Annotated in this window: 14 protein-coding genes and 1 pseudogene; 4 read left to right on the top strand and 11 right to left on the bottom strand. The window is 71.4% G+C overall.

Translation table 11 applies throughout. The features are described from left to right. Nucleotides 1-204: 204 nt before the first annotated feature. From O7628_RS31955 to O7628_RS31945, 3 genes and pseudogenes are all read left to right on the top strand, one after another. Nucleotides 205-2943, top strand: a complete 2739-nt coding sequence (locus O7628_RS31955; RefSeq protein ID WP_278136062.1) for a M14 family zinc carboxypeptidase — start codon at nucleotides 205-207, stop codon at nucleotides 2941-2943. A 239-nt stretch (nucleotides 2944-3182) separates the two neighbouring features. Then, nucleotides 3183-3377, top strand: a pseudogene (locus O7628_RS31950) (IS3 family transposase); the annotation flags it as partial. Nucleotides 3378-3413: 36 nt separating this feature from the next. Next, a complete protein-coding gene (locus O7628_RS31945) occupies nucleotides 3414-3563 on the top strand; it encodes a hypothetical protein (protein WP_278136061.1) in 150 nt (49 codons plus the stop codon). A gap of 80 nt (nucleotides 3564-3643) precedes the next feature. On the opposite strand, the gene nhaA is transcribed toward O7628_RS31945, so the two are convergent. The 5 genes from nhaA to O7628_RS31920 form a co-directional block, all read right to left on the bottom strand. Further along, the gene (gene nhaA / locus O7628_RS31940; RefSeq protein ID WP_278136060.1) at nucleotides 3644-5533 is read right to left on the bottom strand and encodes a Na+/H+ antiporter NhaA; all 1890 of its coding nucleotides are present in this window, start codon (nucleotides 5531-5533) and stop codon (nucleotides 3644-3646) included. After that, nucleotides 5530-6300, bottom strand: coding sequence for an SDR family NAD(P)-dependent oxidoreductase (locus O7628_RS31935; protein WP_278136059.1), 771 nt, complete (start codon nucleotides 6298-6300; stop codon nucleotides 5530-5532). Before O7628_RS31935 ends, nhaA begins: the two co-directional genes overlap by 4 nt. Then, complete coding sequence (locus O7628_RS31930; RefSeq protein WP_278136058.1) at nucleotides 6297-7130, bottom strand: SDR family NAD(P)-dependent oxidoreductase; 834 nt, start codon at nucleotides 7128-7130, stop codon at nucleotides 6297-6299. Before O7628_RS31930 ends, O7628_RS31935 begins: the two co-directional genes overlap by 4 nt. Next, complete coding sequence (locus O7628_RS31925; RefSeq protein WP_278136057.1) at nucleotides 7127-7906, bottom strand: SDR family oxidoreductase; 780 nt, start codon at nucleotides 7904-7906, stop codon at nucleotides 7127-7129. Before O7628_RS31925 ends, O7628_RS31930 begins: the two co-directional genes overlap by 4 nt. A gap of 300 nt (nucleotides 7907-8206) precedes the next feature. Further along, the gene (locus O7628_RS31920) at nucleotides 8207-9097 is read right to left on the bottom strand and encodes an SMP-30/gluconolactonase/LRE family protein (protein ID WP_278136056.1); all 891 of its coding nucleotides are present in this window, start codon (nucleotides 9095-9097) and stop codon (nucleotides 8207-8209) included. Between the two features lie 1030 nt (nucleotides 9098-10127). Between O7628_RS31920 and O7628_RS31915 the strand changes: the two genes are divergently transcribed. Beyond that, nucleotides 10128-10880, top strand: a complete 753-nt coding sequence (locus O7628_RS31915) for a sulfotransferase family protein (protein WP_278136055.1) — start codon at nucleotides 10128-10130, stop codon at nucleotides 10878-10880. Nucleotides 10881-11145: 265 nt separating this feature from the next. Here O7628_RS31915 and O7628_RS31910 read toward each other — a convergent pair whose 3' ends face one another. The 6 genes from O7628_RS31910 to O7628_RS31885 are packed head-to-tail and all read right to left on the bottom strand — an operon-like array spanning nucleotide 11146 to nucleotide 17151. Then, the gene (locus tag O7628_RS31910) at nucleotides 11146-12780 is read right to left on the bottom strand and encodes an FAD-dependent oxidoreductase (protein WP_278136054.1); all 1635 of its coding nucleotides are present in this window, start codon (nucleotides 12778-12780) and stop codon (nucleotides 11146-11148) included. After that, nucleotides 12780-13487 (bottom strand): GntR family transcriptional regulator, encoded by a 708-nt coding sequence (locus O7628_RS31905; RefSeq protein WP_278136053.1) that lies wholly within the window; start codon nucleotides 13485-13487, stop codon nucleotides 12780-12782. The genes O7628_RS31910 and O7628_RS31905 overlap by 1 nt, the downstream gene beginning before the upstream one ends. Continuing rightward, the gene (locus tag O7628_RS31900; protein ID WP_278136052.1) at nucleotides 13487-14170 is read right to left on the bottom strand and encodes a putative N-acetylmannosamine-6-phosphate 2-epimerase; all 684 of its coding nucleotides are present in this window, start codon (nucleotides 14168-14170) and stop codon (nucleotides 13487-13489) included. Before O7628_RS31900 ends, O7628_RS31905 begins: the two co-directional genes overlap by 1 nt. Continuing rightward, the gene (locus O7628_RS31895) at nucleotides 14167-15135 is read right to left on the bottom strand and encodes a BadF/BadG/BcrA/BcrD ATPase family protein (protein WP_278136051.1); all 969 of its coding nucleotides are present in this window, start codon (nucleotides 15133-15135) and stop codon (nucleotides 14167-14169) included. The genes O7628_RS31900 and O7628_RS31895 overlap by 4 nt, the downstream gene beginning before the upstream one ends. Next, nucleotides 15132-16154: an oligopeptide/dipeptide ABC transporter ATP-binding protein gene (locus O7628_RS31890; protein ID WP_278136050.1), complete on the bottom strand. Its 1023-nt coding sequence runs from the start codon at nucleotides 16152-16154 to the stop codon at nucleotides 15132-15134. Before O7628_RS31890 ends, O7628_RS31895 begins: the two co-directional genes overlap by 4 nt. Further along, nucleotides 16129-17151: an ABC transporter ATP-binding protein gene (locus tag O7628_RS31885; protein ID WP_278136049.1), complete on the bottom strand. Its 1023-nt coding sequence runs from the start codon at nucleotides 17149-17151 to the stop codon at nucleotides 16129-16131. The genes O7628_RS31890 and O7628_RS31885 overlap by 26 nt, the downstream gene beginning before the upstream one ends. Nucleotides 17152-17153 lie beyond the last annotated feature (2 nt).

Genomic DNA, 17153 nt, shown 5'->3' with positions numbered 1-17153 from the left:
GGGTGTGGGGCAGTTGACGAATCGTGTACCGGCCGCCGGTTGTGAATCTTGACCACCCGAAAGCGCAGGTCATACGCTCCGGGCACCCTTGATTCATTTCCCGGGAAGGGAAACGGGACACCCATGCGAACTGCCCCACTCCGCTCCACACTGCATTCCCGTAAACGGCTGGCGAGCGCTACCGCAATCGTACTACTGGCCGGAATGACCCCTCTGGTGGTCGGCCCCTCGGCCGCCGCCGCGCCCCCGACAACCTGTAGTACCGATCCCACCGACCGGTTGGCCTCGGTGCCCAGCCCGGAGAGCTACCTCGGCTTCCCGCTCGGCACCGGCCAGGAGCGGGTGGTCACCAACGAGGAGGTGCGGGGCTACCTCGACGCCGTGGACACCGCCTCCAAGCGGGTGGTCACCGGCGTGATGGGCACCAGCGTGCTCGGCCAGCCGCTGCCGTACGCGATCGTGTCGAACGAGCGCAACGTGCGGCCGGCCGTGCTCAAGGGCATCGCCGAGGACGTCCGTTCGCTGCGCGACCCCCGGGTGGTCAACCAGCAGCGGGCCGGCGAGATCGCCGAGGCGGCGCCGGCGATCGTCTGGGTCACCGCCAACGTGCACGGCGGCGAGAAGAGCGGCACCGACGCCGCCCTCAAGACACTGTACGAGCTGGCCGCCGGGCTCTCCTGCGAGGTCCAGCAGCGCAACGACAACCTGGTCACCATCATCGTGCCGACGCAGAACCCGGACGGCCGCGACGCCAGCCGCCGGCAGAACGAGTACGGCTTCGACATGAACCGGGACTGGTTCGCCCGGACCCAGCAGGAGACCGACGGCAAGCTCGAACTGATGCGCAGGTATCCGCCGCAGGTCTTCATCGACGCGCACGAGATGGGCGGCCGGCAGTACTTCTTCCCGCCCAACGCCGACCCGATCCACCACGAGATCTCCGGCGAGGCGGTCGACTGGATCAACCGAATCGGTGAGGCCAACAAGGCCGGCTTCGGCTACAACGGCGCGTGCGGCGGCGCGGTGACCACCGAGTGCTACTTCAACTACTCCACCTACGACCTGTTCTTCATGGGGTACGGCGACACGGTGCCGGCCGCCGGCTTCGGGGCCGCCGGCATGACCTTCGAGAAGGGCAGCTCGTCGGCGGTGGCCGACCGGGTGCAGCAGCAGTTCCACACCCAGTGGTCGACGCTGGGTTGGGCGGCGACGCACAAGCAGGAGGTGCTCAACGGCTGGTTCAAGGTCTGGAAGGACGCGCTCGCCCAGGGCCGGGCCGGCACGTTGGAGCCCAACGAGGTGGTCCAGCCGACCAACACCGTCCAGTTCCCGGTGCCGGCGCAGACCATCCGGTCGTACTTCCTGCTGCCCGACCGGCAGCTCGCCGACGCCCGCCAGCTCGTCGAGCGGCTGCGCCGGATGGACGTCGAGGTCTACCAGGTGAAGAAGGCCGTCAAGCTGCCCACCGCGAAGCTCTTCGGCGGCCGGTCGGCGACCAACCTGACCGTGCCGGTCGGGTCGTACTGGATCCCGATGAACCAGCCGCAGAAGCACTGGATCCAGGCGATCATGGGGGAGGACCCGTACACGCCGTTCCCGTACTTCTACGACGTGTCGTCGTGGAGCAACCCGCTGCTGATGGGTGTGAACGCTGTCTACACCGGCGCGGACGTCAAGCCCAACGCGGAGCTGATCGACAAGATCCAGAACACCGGCGGCGGCAAGATCCTGGCCGCGCCGCCGTTGAAGGGCTCCTACACCTACGAGCTGGACTCCGCCGCCGCGGCCGAGTTCACCTTCACCCTGCTGGGCAGGGACGTGCAGCTGGTCCGGGACCTCGACAACGGCCAGGTGGGGCTGCCCGCCGGCGCGTTGACGCCGGAGCTGAACACCACGGCCAAGAAGCTGGGCGTCACGCTCACCCCGTACACCACGGCGGCCGTCGGCACCCCGATCAGCCGGCCGGACGTCGGCCTGTTCCAGGGCACCGGCATCTCCACCACCTCCGGCTCGCACGGCGAGGCCCGGTACGTGCTGGGCAAGCGGTGGGGCCTGGACCTCACCCCGGTCACCACCGCCGACATCAACGACAACACCCCCGCCTTCACCGGCCGGACGGTGCTGCTGGTGCCGGACGGCAGCAACGCGACAGGTGGGCTGACCGCGACCGGGCAGGCCAACCTGCGCAACTGGATCGCCCAGGGCCACACCTACCTGGGCCTGCGCAACGAGGGCACCCGGATGGCCCGCGCCGCCGGTCTCACCTCGACCACCGAGAAGCCGAAGCCGACCGGCTACACGGTGATCGGCTCGCACCTGCGGGTCGACGTGGACGCCGACAGCCCGGTCGGGCTGGGCCGGCCGGCGGAGGACTTCGAGTTCAACAACAACGACCCGATCCTCACCCCGAGCAGCACCGGCCGCAACGTGCTGCGCTACCCGAGCGGGGACACCTTCTGGGCCAACGGTTACACGGTGGAGGGCGACGCGCTCAAGGGCACGGTCGCGGTGGTGGACGAGCCGACCGGCGCCGGTCGGGCGGTGCTGTTCGCGTTCAACCCGCTGTTCCGGGCGTACAACGAGAGTGGCCTGCACCTGGTGGCCAACGCGCTGCTGTACCCGAGCAGCGGCACGGCGGCCCGGACCGCCTCGCCGGTCCGGGTCGACCCGGACCGCGCCGCCGCGGCGGCCACCCCGGTCGCCGAGAACCTCGGCGGCGAGTGGCGGCCGTTCACCATCCAGGTGGCGGCCGGCGACCTGGCCCGCACCGAGGCGGTCGTCGACCGGTACACCGACACCGCGCGGGTCTCGGTGGCGGACGGCTCGGCGTACCTGGTGATCCCGAACCCGGAGGGTCTCCAGATCGACGAGCACCCGTTCCTGGGTGACCTGGTGCGGACCCTGCGGGCCGAACAGATTCCGCTGCGCTCCGTGGTGGGCTGACACCGGCGGGTGGGGGCGGCACCTGCGGGTGCCGCCCCCACCCACCCACCACGCGGAGCCGGGCGGGCCGCGTCGGCCGGGAACGGTGCATGCCCCGCTATTTGCTGTTTTCCGGCCGACATCACCTGCTGACCCGGTTCCAGGCCGACGTCTGCACCGGCTCGCCACCGCCGGTCACCACGACGCGCCGGACGGCGACCGCGCCACCCCCGACGGCGGGCCGACCGCCACCTCCGGCGACCTTCTTCGGCCTGCTCCAGAACAACGTCCTCGACTGCCGAACCTGGACCACCCGCCAGCAACCCAGGACCGCGATCGTGACCTGGATCGAACGGACCTACCACCACCACCGACGACGCCAACGATCCCTGTCCCGGTTGACCCCCATCGAGTACGAGACCATCATGACCCCACCGGCCAGTCAGGCCGCGTGACTGAAACTGTCACCTATCGGTGCAGCAGACCCCTTCGTGGAAGCCGTCTACCGGAATCTCGCGCCCGAGGGCACGGTGCTCGCCGACCGGGCGCCGTATGCGCTGCACCAGGCGCTTCGTCGATGGCGCCACGAGCGGCCGTCCGACGTCGGTGCGTGGGCGCCCTACCTGCACTACGGCCGGTAGGGTCGCGGCTCGCGTTTTCCCTTGGTGCCGTTGGCGATCACCTTCGGTTCGTGACGGCTGGGCCAAGCGGGTGTCCGTTGCTAGGCGTCGATGTCGAGTCCGCGCTCGTCGCGTCGCAGGGCCGAGTTTCTTGCTGCTGCCACCGCCGCGTTCACCGAGTCGGCATCGATCGACCCTTCGTAGCGCATGTTGTCGATGAAGTACGTCGGCGCCTGGTGCAGGTGCATGGCTTCCGCGTCGACGAGGTCTTCGTCGACTCGCTGGGCCCTGGCCGCGTCGCCCCAGTCGCGTTCGAACCGCCGCAGGTTCAACCCGGCGCTTGCGGCCGCTCGGCGGATCTGTCGTTCGTTCTCGATCGGTGCCTCGCGGATGAGCTCGTCGCGCATCTCCCAGAATCGTCCCTGGAGGGCCGCGGCCTCGTTGGCGATGGCGGCGGAACGACCGAGCGGCTGCTCGAGCGGAAGATGGCGGAACGCGTACGCGACTTCGCTGCCGAACCGGCCCTCCATTTCACGACGCATCTCTCCCGCGGCGGACGAGTACGGCGTGGCGTAGTTGCCGTACTCGACAACTGTCACCACGGCGCTGCTCAGGTCGCCCAGCACGGGATCGCGAGCGGGGTCGAGCGCCCGCACGAGGCGGCTGCGGTGCGGCGATCGTCGCCGCTCGCGTGCGCTCATGACGGCGAAGGCGACGGTGCCGAGGGTGGCGGCGAGCACGGTGGCGGCGATCACGCCGATCTGTCCGCGACTGACATCGACAGGATCGTCGAACGCCAGCTCCGTGACGAAGAGCGAGATGGTGAAGCCCATCCCGGCGAGCATGCTCACGCCGATGACGTGGGGCATGCGTACCGCCGGTCCGAGCGCGTCGGGCCGGATCCGGGTGACGATCCAGGTCGACACCGAGATAGCGATGATCTTGCCGACGACCAGCCCGACGATGATGCCCCACGTGAGCCGCGAGGTGAATGCATCGACCAGCGACTCCCGAGTGACTCGCACGCCGGCGTTGGCGAGAGCGAAGATCGGCAGAATGAGCCAGGTGACATACGGCGTCAGCGCGCGGTGGGCGCGTTCGTTGATGGAGACCGCTCGCGCGAGCGAGTTGTTGGCCGTGCGGGCGTAGCTGGCGGTCGGCGACATGTGGAAGGCACGGACGTGATCCTGAGCCCTGCGCAGGTCGTCGGATCGCGTGGGGAAGATCGGCAGCAACAACGCGATCGCGACGCCCGCCAGGGTGGCGTGCACGCCCGAGAGGAAGAAGCCCGCCCAGACGACGATCGAGGGCAGGAGGTACAGCCCTCCGCGCCACACTCCGACGAAGCGCATCATCGCGATCATCGTGAGACCGCCCACCGCGATGAGCAGCGGCAACGGGCTGAAGTGGTCGGTGTAGGCGAACGCGATGACCCCGAGCGCACCGACGTCGTCGGCGACGGCGAGCGTGACGAGGAAGATCCGCAGCTGGGGCGGCATCACTCGTCCGATGAGGGCGAGTATGCCCAGCACGAAGGCCGTGTCCGTGGAGACCACGATCCCCCAACCGCCAACCGTGTCGGTGCCCGAGGTGACGCCGACGTAGATCAGCGCCGGGATGACGAGGCCGGCGACTGCGGCGATGACCGGGACGCTCGCCTTCCGCCAGTCACGCAACTCACCCAGCTCGAGTTCGCGGCGGACCTCGAGCGTGACGTGGGCGAAGAACACGGCCATGACCGCGTCGTTGACCCAGTGTCGCAGGTCGAGTTCGAACCTGGAGCCCCCGAGCTCCAGGCCGAGAGGGAGATGCCAGAAGGACCCGTAGCTGTCTCCCGGAAGGTTCGCCCAGATCAGCGCGACGACGGTGCCGGCGATCAGGACGACGGCACCGCGCAGGGCCTCTGGGCTGCGCAGCAGGCGGCGGATGGGACCGCGGCGAGCCGCGCCGGGGGAGTCGATCGCAGCGGCACTACCAGCCACGTTCGTCACGCCGTCTCAGTGGGTAGGAGGAGGACCTCGGCGAGGTTCACGCTCCTCGGCAGCGCCGCCGCGAGCGTGACCACCGCGGCGATCGCGTCCGGCTTCACTGCGGAGGCGGCCCGTTCGTGCTGCTGGTCATGTTCGGGCGCTGACGCGTCGCGATGCTCGTCGGACTGGCCGACCGCGAAAGCCGGCTCGACGATGTGGACACGCGTGCCCTGCGGCCCGTACTCGTGGCGGAGCGCGCGTGCGAGTTGCTTGATGGCCGCAGACAGGGCGTTGAACACCGCGAAACGAGGGGCGCGAACGTCGGTGCTGACGGCGCCGATCAGCACGATGTCGGCGGGTGCCCCACGGTCGGCGCTGTCGAGGAGCGGCTCGGCGAAAGTCTGGGACGCGTGCAGCAGCCCGCGGAGGTTCACGTCGATCATCTCGGCCCAGTCTGCCGGGACGCCTTCGCCGAAGGCGGAGCCGGTGATCACACCCGAGGACACGACCAGAAGGTCGACGTGGCCGAACCGCGTGATCGCGGCCGCTCGGGCGTCGTCGACCTCGATCTGGGAGGTGACGTCCGCGATGGTGGACAGCACCCGGTCGCTCCCGCCGAGTTCGCGGTGGAGGGCGTCGAGGCGATCGGCGTCTCGGCCGACCATGACGATGCTGGCGCCTGCCTGGACCAGGTCGTGGCAGATCGCGCGGCCGATCCATCCGGTCGCGCCGAATACGACTGCCACTCGACCGTTGAGGACGCCCGTGGTCGCGCCGTGCTCGCTCATCGTTCGCGTCCCGCAGCCGCGAAGCGCAGAAGCCGGTCCCAGTAGAGGGCGGTGAGCTGCTTCCGGTTCGAGGGATCGGTGGCGTCCGCGCTCGGCGACACGACGTGGTCGTCTTCGAGGTAGGAGCCGGACCGAACGTCGGCGACTGCGGCATGGAGGACGCGGGCTGCGCCCCGCGCGGGGGGACCGCCGATCCGACCCGTCATCGCGGCGCTGAGCGGAGTGTCGTTGAGCCCGGGGCAGAGGGCGACGACACTGACCGGCATCGACCGGAGTTCTTCCGCGAGCAGAGACGACCAGGTCACCATCGCCAGCTTCGCTCGGGCGTACGCGGCCACCGGCGAGTAGCCGTGCTCCAGGTCGATGTCGTCGAAGTGGAACCGCTCGAGGCGGTGCGCGGACGACCCCACGTTCACGATTCGTGCGCCGTCGGCCAACGAAGGAACGAGCAGCCGGGTCAGCAGCGCTGGCGCGAGTGCGTTGACCTGCAGCGTCCGCTCGAATCCATCCATGGTGACGACCCGTTGCGCCGCGCCCGGGACCCCGGCATTGTTGATCAACAGATCGATCGTCGAGACGAGCGACCTGATCGAGCGGGCAGCCTCGACGACGTCGGAGAGGTGGGTGAAGTCGGCACCGACGTAGTGGACCTCGGCGGGGCCGGCCCCACGGATCTGCGTGAGAACCCGCCGTGCCCCTTCTTCCGGCTCGGGCCCGAGCACGATGAGCGTCTCGGAGATCGCCGCCAGCCGGCGGGCGGTCGCTTCGCCGATGCCGCTCGTGGCGCCGGTGAGCACCACCGTGCCGAACCGCTGCCCGGCAGTCTTCACAGCGCGTAGCCCCCGGCGACCAGGATGTCCTGCCCGGTGATCCACGCGGACTCGTCGGAGGCGAGGAACGCGATGACCTTGCCGATGTCCTCCGGCTCGCCCACCCGGCCGAACGCGGTCTTGGCGGCGAGGCCGTCGATGATCTGCGGGTGCTTCTCGAACGCGTCGTCGGCGATGCGGGTGCGAGTCGGCCCCGGGGCGATCGAGTTGACGCGGATGCCCCGAGGGCTCAGCTCCTTCGCGAGGAACCGGGTGGCGACCACCAGGCCGCCCTTCATCGCCGCGTATCCCGAGTAGCCGGCCTCGGTGTCACCGGGCCGTGCGGAGCTGCTCGAGGTGTTGATGATCGAGCCGCCGTCGTGGATCAGCGGCAGGAGCGTCTGGGTGAGGAAGTACGGCCCGCGTAGGAGCACCCGGTAGTACTGGTCGAACGCCTCCTCGCTCATGTCCTCGAACCCACGGCCGCCTCCGAAGCCGGCGTTGTTGACAAGCGCGTGGATCTTGTCGGTGCCCCACTCCTCGCCGAGGACACGACAGAGCTCGCTCTTGAACGCGGGGAAGGTGTCGCTCTGCCCGACGTCCAGAGGCAGCGAGACTCCGTGGCCGCCGTTGTCTCGAATCATCGCGACGGTTTCCTCCGCGCCGTCGGGGCGGGAGTTGTAGGTGGCGATCACCCCCATCCCGCGCGCGGCGATCTCGACCGCGGCGCTGCGCCCGACGCCGGCGCTCGCGCCGGTCACCACGGTTACTGCCTGGCTGGGTGTCTGGGTGTTCACCCCTCCAGACAACCTCGACGGCCTCACGGTGTGTTAGAGCAATCCCCGCGACTTCTTGCCTGATCCTCGCTTCGTCGCCAGGATCCAGGCCGATCAGGCGGTGCTCCCCATGCGGCGCGAGCAGCGGAGTCAGCCGGTAGAGGTCCAGGGACCGGCGCATCTTCGAGCTGAGGGCGGGGTCGGTGCTGGCCTTCCCCGTCTTGGGCACCGCCGGCAGCGGACATCCGGGCAGCGCGACCCGGCTGACCGCAGGATTGCCGGAGACCTCCCGTCAGCCGACCGGTCGTCTCCATGCGGTCGTCACGGTGTGCACCCCGGAACAGCGACCTGCACTGCGAGCATGCGGGCCTCGCGTGCCGACCTGCGAGCCTTCTCGTGGAAGTCGGGTGCCGCGCAGGCGAACAAGGTCGTCCCTGCGGCACCGCCGAGGGCGCACGCGTAGACCGGCGAGCCGGGCCTGATCTCGTCGGTGATCGTTCCGCCCTCGACCACCCGTACCAGCCGGCTGCCGACCGCATCGGCGATCCACAGCCCGCCCGTCGCGTCGAGGCAGGCACCGTCGCCGGCGACCCGTAGCTCGGTCAGCACCTGATCGACCCGGTGGCCGATCGGAAGGGGCCCGAACGTCGCCCACGGTCGCCGGCCGCTGAGGTCCCCGTCGTCGGAGATGTCGAAGGCGGTGACCCGGTTGCCGAACGTCTCCACCACGAGCAGCACGTTGTCGGGGGTGATGACGCTGCCGTTGGGAAACCACAGGTCGTCGGCCACCTGCGTGACGTGGCCGTCGGGATCCACGCGGTGCAGCCCGGCTGGTCGTATCGGATCACCGGCCATGAGATCGAAGCCGAAGTTGCCGACGAACGCGCGGCCGTGGCTGTCCACGACCATGTCGTTGGCGTGCCCGGTGGCGTGCCCGGCCAGATCGGCATGTACGACCAGCGTTCCGTCCGGCTCCCTGCGGAGCACCTTGCGGTCGCGCATCGATACGATCAGCATGCGCCCGTCGGGGAGCCAGCCCAGTCCGGAGGGTTGCCCTGGCACGTCGGCCTCGGCCCGCAGGTCAGCGCCGTCCTCCCGCATGGACCAGACCTGCGGGCCGTAGAAGTCGGCGAACCAGAGCCGCTGGTCGCGCCAACGTGGTGCCTCCAGGAAGTGGAAACCCTCGGCCACCGTGGTCGCTTTCGTGGTCATGATCGCCCTCCTGGGCCCTCGCGTGGCAGGTCAACCGGGCGACCAGCCTGCCACAGGAGCAGAGTAGCCATGGAATGCGTGAACAGCGCATGGCCTTCGCCTGCGCGGCGCTGCACGCGGCAGTCGCCAGCCCGACGGTCGCGCCGGCTTCCCCGCCGCGTACGTCTCGATCGACGGCGTGCCTCGACCCGGCGTCAGCGGCTGGAGTGTTCGACCGTCCCGGACGGCGCACCGAACCGCCCCGCTTTGATCTGAACAGGCGAGTGACCAAGACCGGCCGGATCGCAGCCGCACCAGCGGCCCGGGGCGCCCATCAGCACCCGGTCCGAGTCGGGCTGGATCCTCCTGATCGAAGTCAGATGACCGATGTGCCGTCGGCGGGAGCCGCCGAGAGTTGATCGCAGATCCACGAACCAGGAGGTGTCACCGTGACCGTTGGACACGGTTCGTCAGGCCACGATGACCGCCCAGCCGGGCAGGCGGTCGCCGGTGCGAGCGTCGCCGGTGGGTTGCCGTGGGCGCCTTTCAGCGCCGGTCGGCGGCGTGAGCTGCTTGGCGTGGTCGAGGAAGTGCTCACGCCGGGCATGTTCGTCGCTTTCGCCTTCACCGCCAGCCGCTGGATGCCATCGATCGTCCGGCTGAGGCTCCGCTGGAACCGATTCTGGACGACGGCGCGAAGACCCCTGCGGCGAGAGAGCCGCTTACGGGCTGCGGCGGCCTGCAAGCGGATCCGGCCCGGATCGGGCGCACCATAGGGCTGACCTCACCACCCGCCGCGAGGCGGAGCGGGACTCCGGATGGGGCCCGACGAGGCATCGAAGCGGCGACGTCTGTTGCTCCCCGGCCAGGTATGTGACGGTCGGGGCCTTCTGCCCGCGTGGTGCAGCTGGTGTTGGCGATGCCGAGACTCCGGCTTTCGAGCGGTCATCCGGTGAAGAGATCCACCCGGCGTCCGTCATTCCGGGTGTGGTGGCCGTGGTCCGCACCCGGTCCACCCACATGAGACTGTTCGGGCTGAAGGATGGTGCAGATGTCGATGCGGGTGATCGGGGTCGGGTTCGGCAGGACCGGCACCGAGTCGTTGAAGGCCGCTCTCGAGACGTTGGGCTTCGGCCCCTGCTATCACATGCTCGAGATCGCCGGCCAACCCGAACGGGCGAAGGCCTGGGTCGACCTCGGTGACCCCGTCCGGCCCGCCTGGGACGCCATCTTCGCGGGATACCAGGCAACCGTGGACTGGCCCGGCGCCGCCTATTGGCGGGATCTTGTCGACGCCTATCCGGAAGCCAAGATCATATTGACCGTACGTGATCCGGAGAGATGGTATGACAGTGCGACGAAGACTGTCTTCGCTGCCTGGCGTTTCCTTCGCTCACCGTTCGCCTCGGTCCTCCTCGGCGCCATGGCCCTGCGCAATCCGGCCTACCGCTACTTTCCGGCGGAGCTGAATCGTGTGATCGCAGACCGTGTCTTCGGTGGAAGCCGGTTCGACCGGGACCACGCGCTGACGACCTTCGAATCACACATCAGCGAGGTCCGGCGGACCGTTCCCAGCGAGCGTCTTCTCGTGTTCGATGTCGCGGAGGGATGGCACCCGCTGTGCTCGTTCCTGGAGGTGGGCGTCCCAGCCGCGGATTTTCCTCGGAAGAACGACAAGAACTCCTTCTCGCGGCGTCGCCTGACAGATACGTTCCGTGCCATAGGAACTGCGTTGTCCGGCCTGGCCATCGCCGCACATCGAGTTCGTTCGCGTCGCGCGGCACCCGGGACGCGGAGGAACTGATGGCCCGTGCGGCCCCGACCGGCCCTGGCGGGGGCCCCGGAACCTGAACACTCACCGCCGGACTTTCCGCGCGAGGCCCTGTTGCGGACACGCGTCATCGAAGCTCGTCCGGCTCGGCCCGCAGGCGTTCGCCGTGCTCCGGGTGCTCGTCGAGGCGCGGGGGATGCCGCGCAGTGGGGGTGGGGGTTCCCGCACGGTGCGCTCGCGGGGACACGCTCTCACGTCCCCTTCGCTGTCACCCGGGCGGCGTGCCGCGGGGTCGGACTCAGCTCGGCAGCGCGTCGCCGCCCGCCGGTTGCGGGGCCGTCGCCATGGTCGTCGGCCAGCGCAGGTCGACCCCCCGCCGGGCCAGTTCGGACTGGAAGTCCTCCAGCAGTTTCGCGCTGGCCCGGACCCTGTGCGGCGGGGTCCGGCGGTCCAGGCAGTAGGCGGCCAGCGCGCCGGCGGCCTCCCCGATCGACCACTCGGCCGGGTGCACCCGGTAGCAGCCGTTGGTGATGTGGGTGGTGCCGACGGCCTTGCCGGCGGCGATCACGTTGGTGACCCGCTCGGGCAGCAACGCCCCCAGCGGGATCTCGAACGGGTGCGCCGCCACGTCGAGGTACCCGTCGCCGCCGGTCGTCGGGTGCAGGTCGATCCGGTAGTGACCGGTGCCCACCGTGTCGGGATAGTGGACCGCACCGGCGGCCCCACGCACCGCGACCGACAGGTCCTGCTCGGTCGGCGTGGTCACCGCCACCAGCCGGCGGGCCTCCCTGATGTACGGCGCCTGCGCGAAGCCGTCGGGGGTGCCGGTCACGTCGGGGCGCAACCGCAGGCCGGGGAAACCGGTGCCGCCGTCCGGGCGGGGCGCCTCGGTCTGCAGCCAGTACAGGAACGCCTGACTGGCCTCCCTGGCCCGCCGGACGTGCCGCTCGGCGTCCGGCACGTCGAACAGCGGCCCGTCCAGGTAGTCGTTCATCGGCCAGTTGACGAGCGTCACGTCGCTGGGGAACAGGCCGGGCCGGAACGCCCGCCGGTCGAGGATCCGCCGGTACGTCCACAGCTCCGGCGCGATCAGGCCCTCCTCCATCGAGGTCGCCGTCGAGCGGGGGTTGGGGGTGAACCGGCCGGTGACCGGCCGGCCGGTCCGCGGATCGGGGTAGGTCCAGCTGAACAGCGGGCCCGGCCAGCCGGGTGCGGTGCGGGTCCGCCAGTGGTCGTAGTCGGCCGGCCGGTCCACCGTGTGGTCGCCGTCGACGTGGTCGAGGGCGAAGCAGACGGTGGCCGCCTGCATGTTCAGCGGCGCGGGCCGGTCCGGGGCGCTCGGTTCACCGGTCTGCGCCTGTGACTCGGTGCCGGTGCGGTGTTCGATGCCGGCGAGGGCCAGCAGCTCGCCGGTCTCGCTCGCCTCCAGGACGAGGCTGGCGGCGAGGTGGCGCAGCGTGCCGTCGGCGAGTCGGACGGTCAGGGCGGTCACCGTGTCCCCGTCGGTGTGGGCCCGTTCGACCTGCGCCCGCGTGTGCACGGTCAGCCGGCCCGCCGCGCGCCAGGGGGCGATCATGGCCTGGAGCACGGCCAGCGCCACCCGGGGCTCGTGACACAGCGGGCTGACCCAGCCGTTGCCCGGGTTGAGCGGCCGGGCGGCCCCGTCGGGCGCGAGCGGATACCAGGTGCGGTAGTGGTCGCGTACCGCCTGCCGGAACCGCCGGTAGCCGGCCGTCGAGCCGTGCGTCTCGATCCAGGGGTGTTCGTCCGGCGGCACCGCCTGCGAGGTGAGCTGCCCCCCGATCCACCCGTACGGCTCGACGACGACCACCCGGGCGCCGCCCTCGCAGGCGGCCAGCGCGGCGGCGATCCCGCCCACGCCCCCGCCGACCACCAGGACGTCGGTGTGCCGCTCCGCCGTGGTGGTACGCATCAGTCTGCCTCGCCTCGTCGTGCGGTCAGGGAGAAGTGGTAGCGGTCGCCCCGGTAGAGCGACACCGCGCGTTCGACGGCCCGGCCGCGCCCGTCGTAGCCGATCCGGCGGACCTCCAGCAGCGCCGCCGAGGGCGGGATCTCCAGCAGGTCGCACTGCCGGCGGGTGGGCACGACGGCGGCGATCATCTGCTGGGCCACGGTGACCTGGACGTGGTAGCGGTCCTTCATGATCCCGTAGAGCCCGGTGTCGAGGTTCTCGACCAGCAGCCCGGGGAACAGGTCGGCAGGCAGGTGCACCTCTTCGAGGCACATCGGCGCGCCGTCGGCGAGCCGGAGCCGTTCCACCCGGTAGAGCAGTGACCCCTCGGGCAGGCCGAGTTCCGAGGCGGCCGCGTCGCGGGCGACCAGCGCGTCCGCGACGATCAGTTTGCTGCTCGGCAGCAGGCCCCGGGCCAGCATGTCCTCGGTGAACCCGCTGAGGCTGGTGCCCTTGGCGATCCGGGTGTCGGAGACGAAGGTGCCCTGGCCCCGGATGGTGTAGATCAGGCCGGCGTCGAGCAGTTCGCGCAGCGCCTGCCGCAGTGTCGTCCGGCTCACGCCGAGTTCCTCGGCGAGGTCCCGCTCGCGGGGCAGGGCCGAGTGCGCCGGCAGCCCCGCGACGCGGTGCCGGAGTTCGGTGCGGATCTGGCTCAGTTTGGTGGTCATCACGAGTCCAACCGGGGATGCGGGCAGGCCTGCGCGAACCTGCGCGTGGTGTTGACCGGGTCCGAGATGGCGGTGCCGACGACGACTGCCCATGCGCCCTCGTCGAACGCCGCCGCGACCTGGGTACGGGTACGGTATCGCCCCTCGGCGATGACCGGAACCGGACAATGCCGACTGAGCTTCCCCACCAGGGCGATGTCCGGTCCGTCGGGGACGGCGCCGGCGGTGTAGCCGGACAGCGTGGTGCCGACCAGGTCGGCGCCGGCGTCGACGGCGGCCATCGCCGCGTCCAGGCTGTCGACGTCGGCCATGAACAACGCCCCGGCGGCATGGGCCGCCGCGACGAGGCCGGACAGCTTCTCCCCGCCGGCCCTGGGGCGGCCGGTGGCGTCGGCCGCGACGATCTGCGCCCCGGCGTCGGTCAGCGCGGTCACGTCGGCCTCGGACGGGGTGATGTAGACCGGGCTGCCGGGGGTGTGCCGCTTGACCAGCCCGACCACCGGCACCCCGAGGCCGACCATGCCCCGCACGTGGTCCACGCCCTGCCCGCGCAGGCCGGCGGCGCCGCCGAGCACGGCCGCGGCCGCCATCGCCATCATGTGTCCGGTGTCCCGGAACGGGCTGCGGCCCTGGGCCTGGCAGGACACGATCAGGCGTCCACGGATGGCATCGGCCACGTTCATCGGTGTTCTGCCTTCGCGTCGAAGTCGATCTGGACGGTGAGTCCGGGAAAGGGGCCGGGGCCGGGTGGCCCGTCGGCCAGGGCCAGCGCACCGGCGAGGGGATCCCCGGCGGCCGGAACCGGCTGCGCCGCGGGCGCTGCGGCCCGCAGCGCCGCGGTGAACGACGACCACACCAGGTCCGTGGCCCGGAAGACCCCGCCGGTGCCGGCGACCGGGACCGGGGTCGCGTCGAGGCCGACCCGGAACAGCGCCCCGACCACCGATTCGGCGAGCAGTTCGCCGGCCCGACGCCAGATCCGTCCGGCGTCGTCGTCACCGGCGCGGGCCAGGTCGGCGACCGTGGTGGCGAAGCCCGCGATCCGTTCCGGGGTCGGTGGATCGGCCCGCCAGCGGGCGGGCAGCGTCTCGACCGGCCCCCAGACGGCGGTCACCGCGTCGGCCAGCCGGCCGGGCGCGGCCCGGTCCCGGTCGCGCAGGGCGAGCCGGATCGCGGTCCGGCCGATCCAGTGCCCCGAGCCCCGGTCGCCGAGGTCGGCGCCCCAGCCGTCGGAGCGGGCGGTCCGGCCGGCGGCGTCGGCGGCGAGGACCACCGCGCCGGTGCCGGCGGCGACGACCGCGCCGGGGACTGGGCCGAGCGCACCGAGGTACGCGGTCACACTGTCGTCGGCGATCCGCAGCCGCCCGGGTCGACCGAGGGCGCGCAGCCGGGCCCGCAGGGCGTCGGTCGCCGGTGGCCGGCCGTTGAGCCCGGTCATGCCGACGCCGACCAGCACCGTGGTGTCCGGGCCGAGCGGGCCCAGGCCGGCCAGCGCGCCGGCCACCGCGTCGGCGATCCGGGCGTCGGCGTCACCGGTCCAGAAGCCGGGGGTCTCGGCGTGCCCGGTCGAGCGGCCGTGCCGGGCCACCGCACGACAGCCGCCCTGGCCCAGGTCGACCCCGACGCGGACGGGTTCGGCGCCGCTCACCGGCTCACCGCCGTGGTCGACGGCGAAGCGTCGGCGAGGCTGGACTCGGCGTAGTGGCAGGCGACCTCGCGCCCGGCGACCGTCCGCAGCTCCGGTTCGGCCTCGGCGCAGCGCGGCTGGGCGAGTCGGCACCGGGTCCGGAAGCGACAGCCGGACGGTGGCGAGGCCGGGGACGGCACCTCGCCGGTGAGCAGGATGCGTTCGGCCGGCGGCGTCGCCCAGGGACGGGGCACGGGGGCCGCCGAGATCAGCGCCCGGGTGTACGGGTGGGCCGGGGTGTCGTACACCGTCGCCGCCGGTCCGGTCTCCACGATCCGGCCCAGGTACATCACCGCGAGGTCGTCGCTGATGTGCCGGACCACCGACAGGTCGTGCGCGATGAACAGGTAGCCCAGCCCCAGGTCGGCCCGGAGGTCGGCGAGGAGGTTGAGGGTCTGCGCCTGGACGGACACGTCCAGCGCGCTGACCGGCTCGTCGCAGACCAGGATCCGGGGCGACATGGCCAGGGCGCGGGCGATGCCGACCCGCTGGCGTTGGCCGCCGGACAACTGGTGCGGATACCGGTCGGCGAGCTCGGCGGCGAGGCCGACCCGGGCCAGCAGGTCGGCGGTGCGGGCCGGCCACTGGTCGCGGGGGACGGAACCGCGGTGCACCCGCCACCCTTCGGTGACGATGAAGGACACCTTCTTGCGCGGGTTCAACGACGAGTACGGGTCCTGGTAGACCATCTGGATCTCGGCGGTCAGCCGGCGTCGCCGGGCCGCGTCGGCGTTGTCGACCCGCTCGCCGGCGTACCAGATCTCGCCGCCGGTCGGCCGGCGCAGGCCGACGATGGTCCGGGCCAGGGTGGACTTGCCGCAGCCGGACTCGCCGACCAGGCCCAGGGTGCGGCCGGTGGTGACGGTGAGGCTGAGCCGTTCCACGGCGTGCACGGCCGCCGCCCGGCGCAGCGGGCCACCGTGGGTCGGGTAGCTGACCCGGAGCTGTCGGACCTCAAGCCGCGTCTGCGACGTCGACACCGGCCATCACCTCCTCGGCGTAGTGGCAGGCCGCCTCGTGGCCGGCGGCGACGGTGCGCAGGGTCGGCCGGTCGGTGCGGCAGGCGCTGCGGGCGACGGGGCACCGGGGGTGGAACGGGCAGCCGGCCGGCGTCGCCAGCGGCGACGGCGGCATCCCCTCGATCGGCGTCAGCCGTTCGCCGGGACGGTCGGGGGCGGGTACGGAGGCCATCAACCCCCGGGTGTACGGGTGGGCCGGCGCGTCGTACACGGTGCGCAGCGGCCCCGACTCGACGACCGTGCCGGCGTACATGACGGCGACCCGGTCGGCCACGTCGGCGACCACCCCGAGGTCGTGGGTGATGAGGATCATCGACATCCCGTCGGCCTCGCGCAGTTCGCGCAGCAGGTCCATGATCTGCGCCTGCACCGTCACGTCCAGCGCGGTGGTCGGCTCGTCGGCGATGAGCAGCCGGGGGCGCAGGGCGAGGGCCATCGCGATCACCACCCGCTGGCGCATCCCGCCGGAGAACTGGTGGGGGTAGTCGTGGGCCCGGCGGGCGGCGTTGGGGATGCCGACCCGTTCCAGGCCGGCGACCGCCCGCCGCCAGGCCTCCCGGCGTGAGGTGCGCTGCCGGACCCGGAACAGTTCGGCGATCTGCTGGCCGACCCGGACGACCGGGTTGAGCGCGGTCAACGAGTCCTGGAAGACCATCGCCATCTCGGTGGCGGACAACTCGCGGGTGCGCCGCACCGGCAGCGCGGAGATCTCCTCGCCGTCGTACCGGATGGTGCCGCGTTCGATCGTCGCGCTGTGCCGGGGCAGCAGCGCCATGACCGCGCGGACGGTGACCGACTTGCCGGACCCGGACTCCCCGAGGATCGCCAGTGTCTCGCCCCTGCCGACGGAGAACGAGACGCCGTTGAGCGCCCGGTAGGCGCCGAGCGGGCCGTCGAACGACACGACGAGATCGTCGACCGTCAACAGGGGGTCGGGGGTGTGCGGTGGTGCGACCATCG

The organism is Micromonospora sp. WMMD956 (assembly GCF_029626125.1).
Classification (GTDB): domain Bacteria; phylum Actinomycetota; class Actinomycetes; order Mycobacteriales; family Micromonosporaceae; genus Micromonospora; species Micromonospora carbonacea.
The sequence above is the reverse complement of the archived record's forward strand: the minus strand, read 5'-3'. Positions and strand labels throughout refer to the sequence as shown.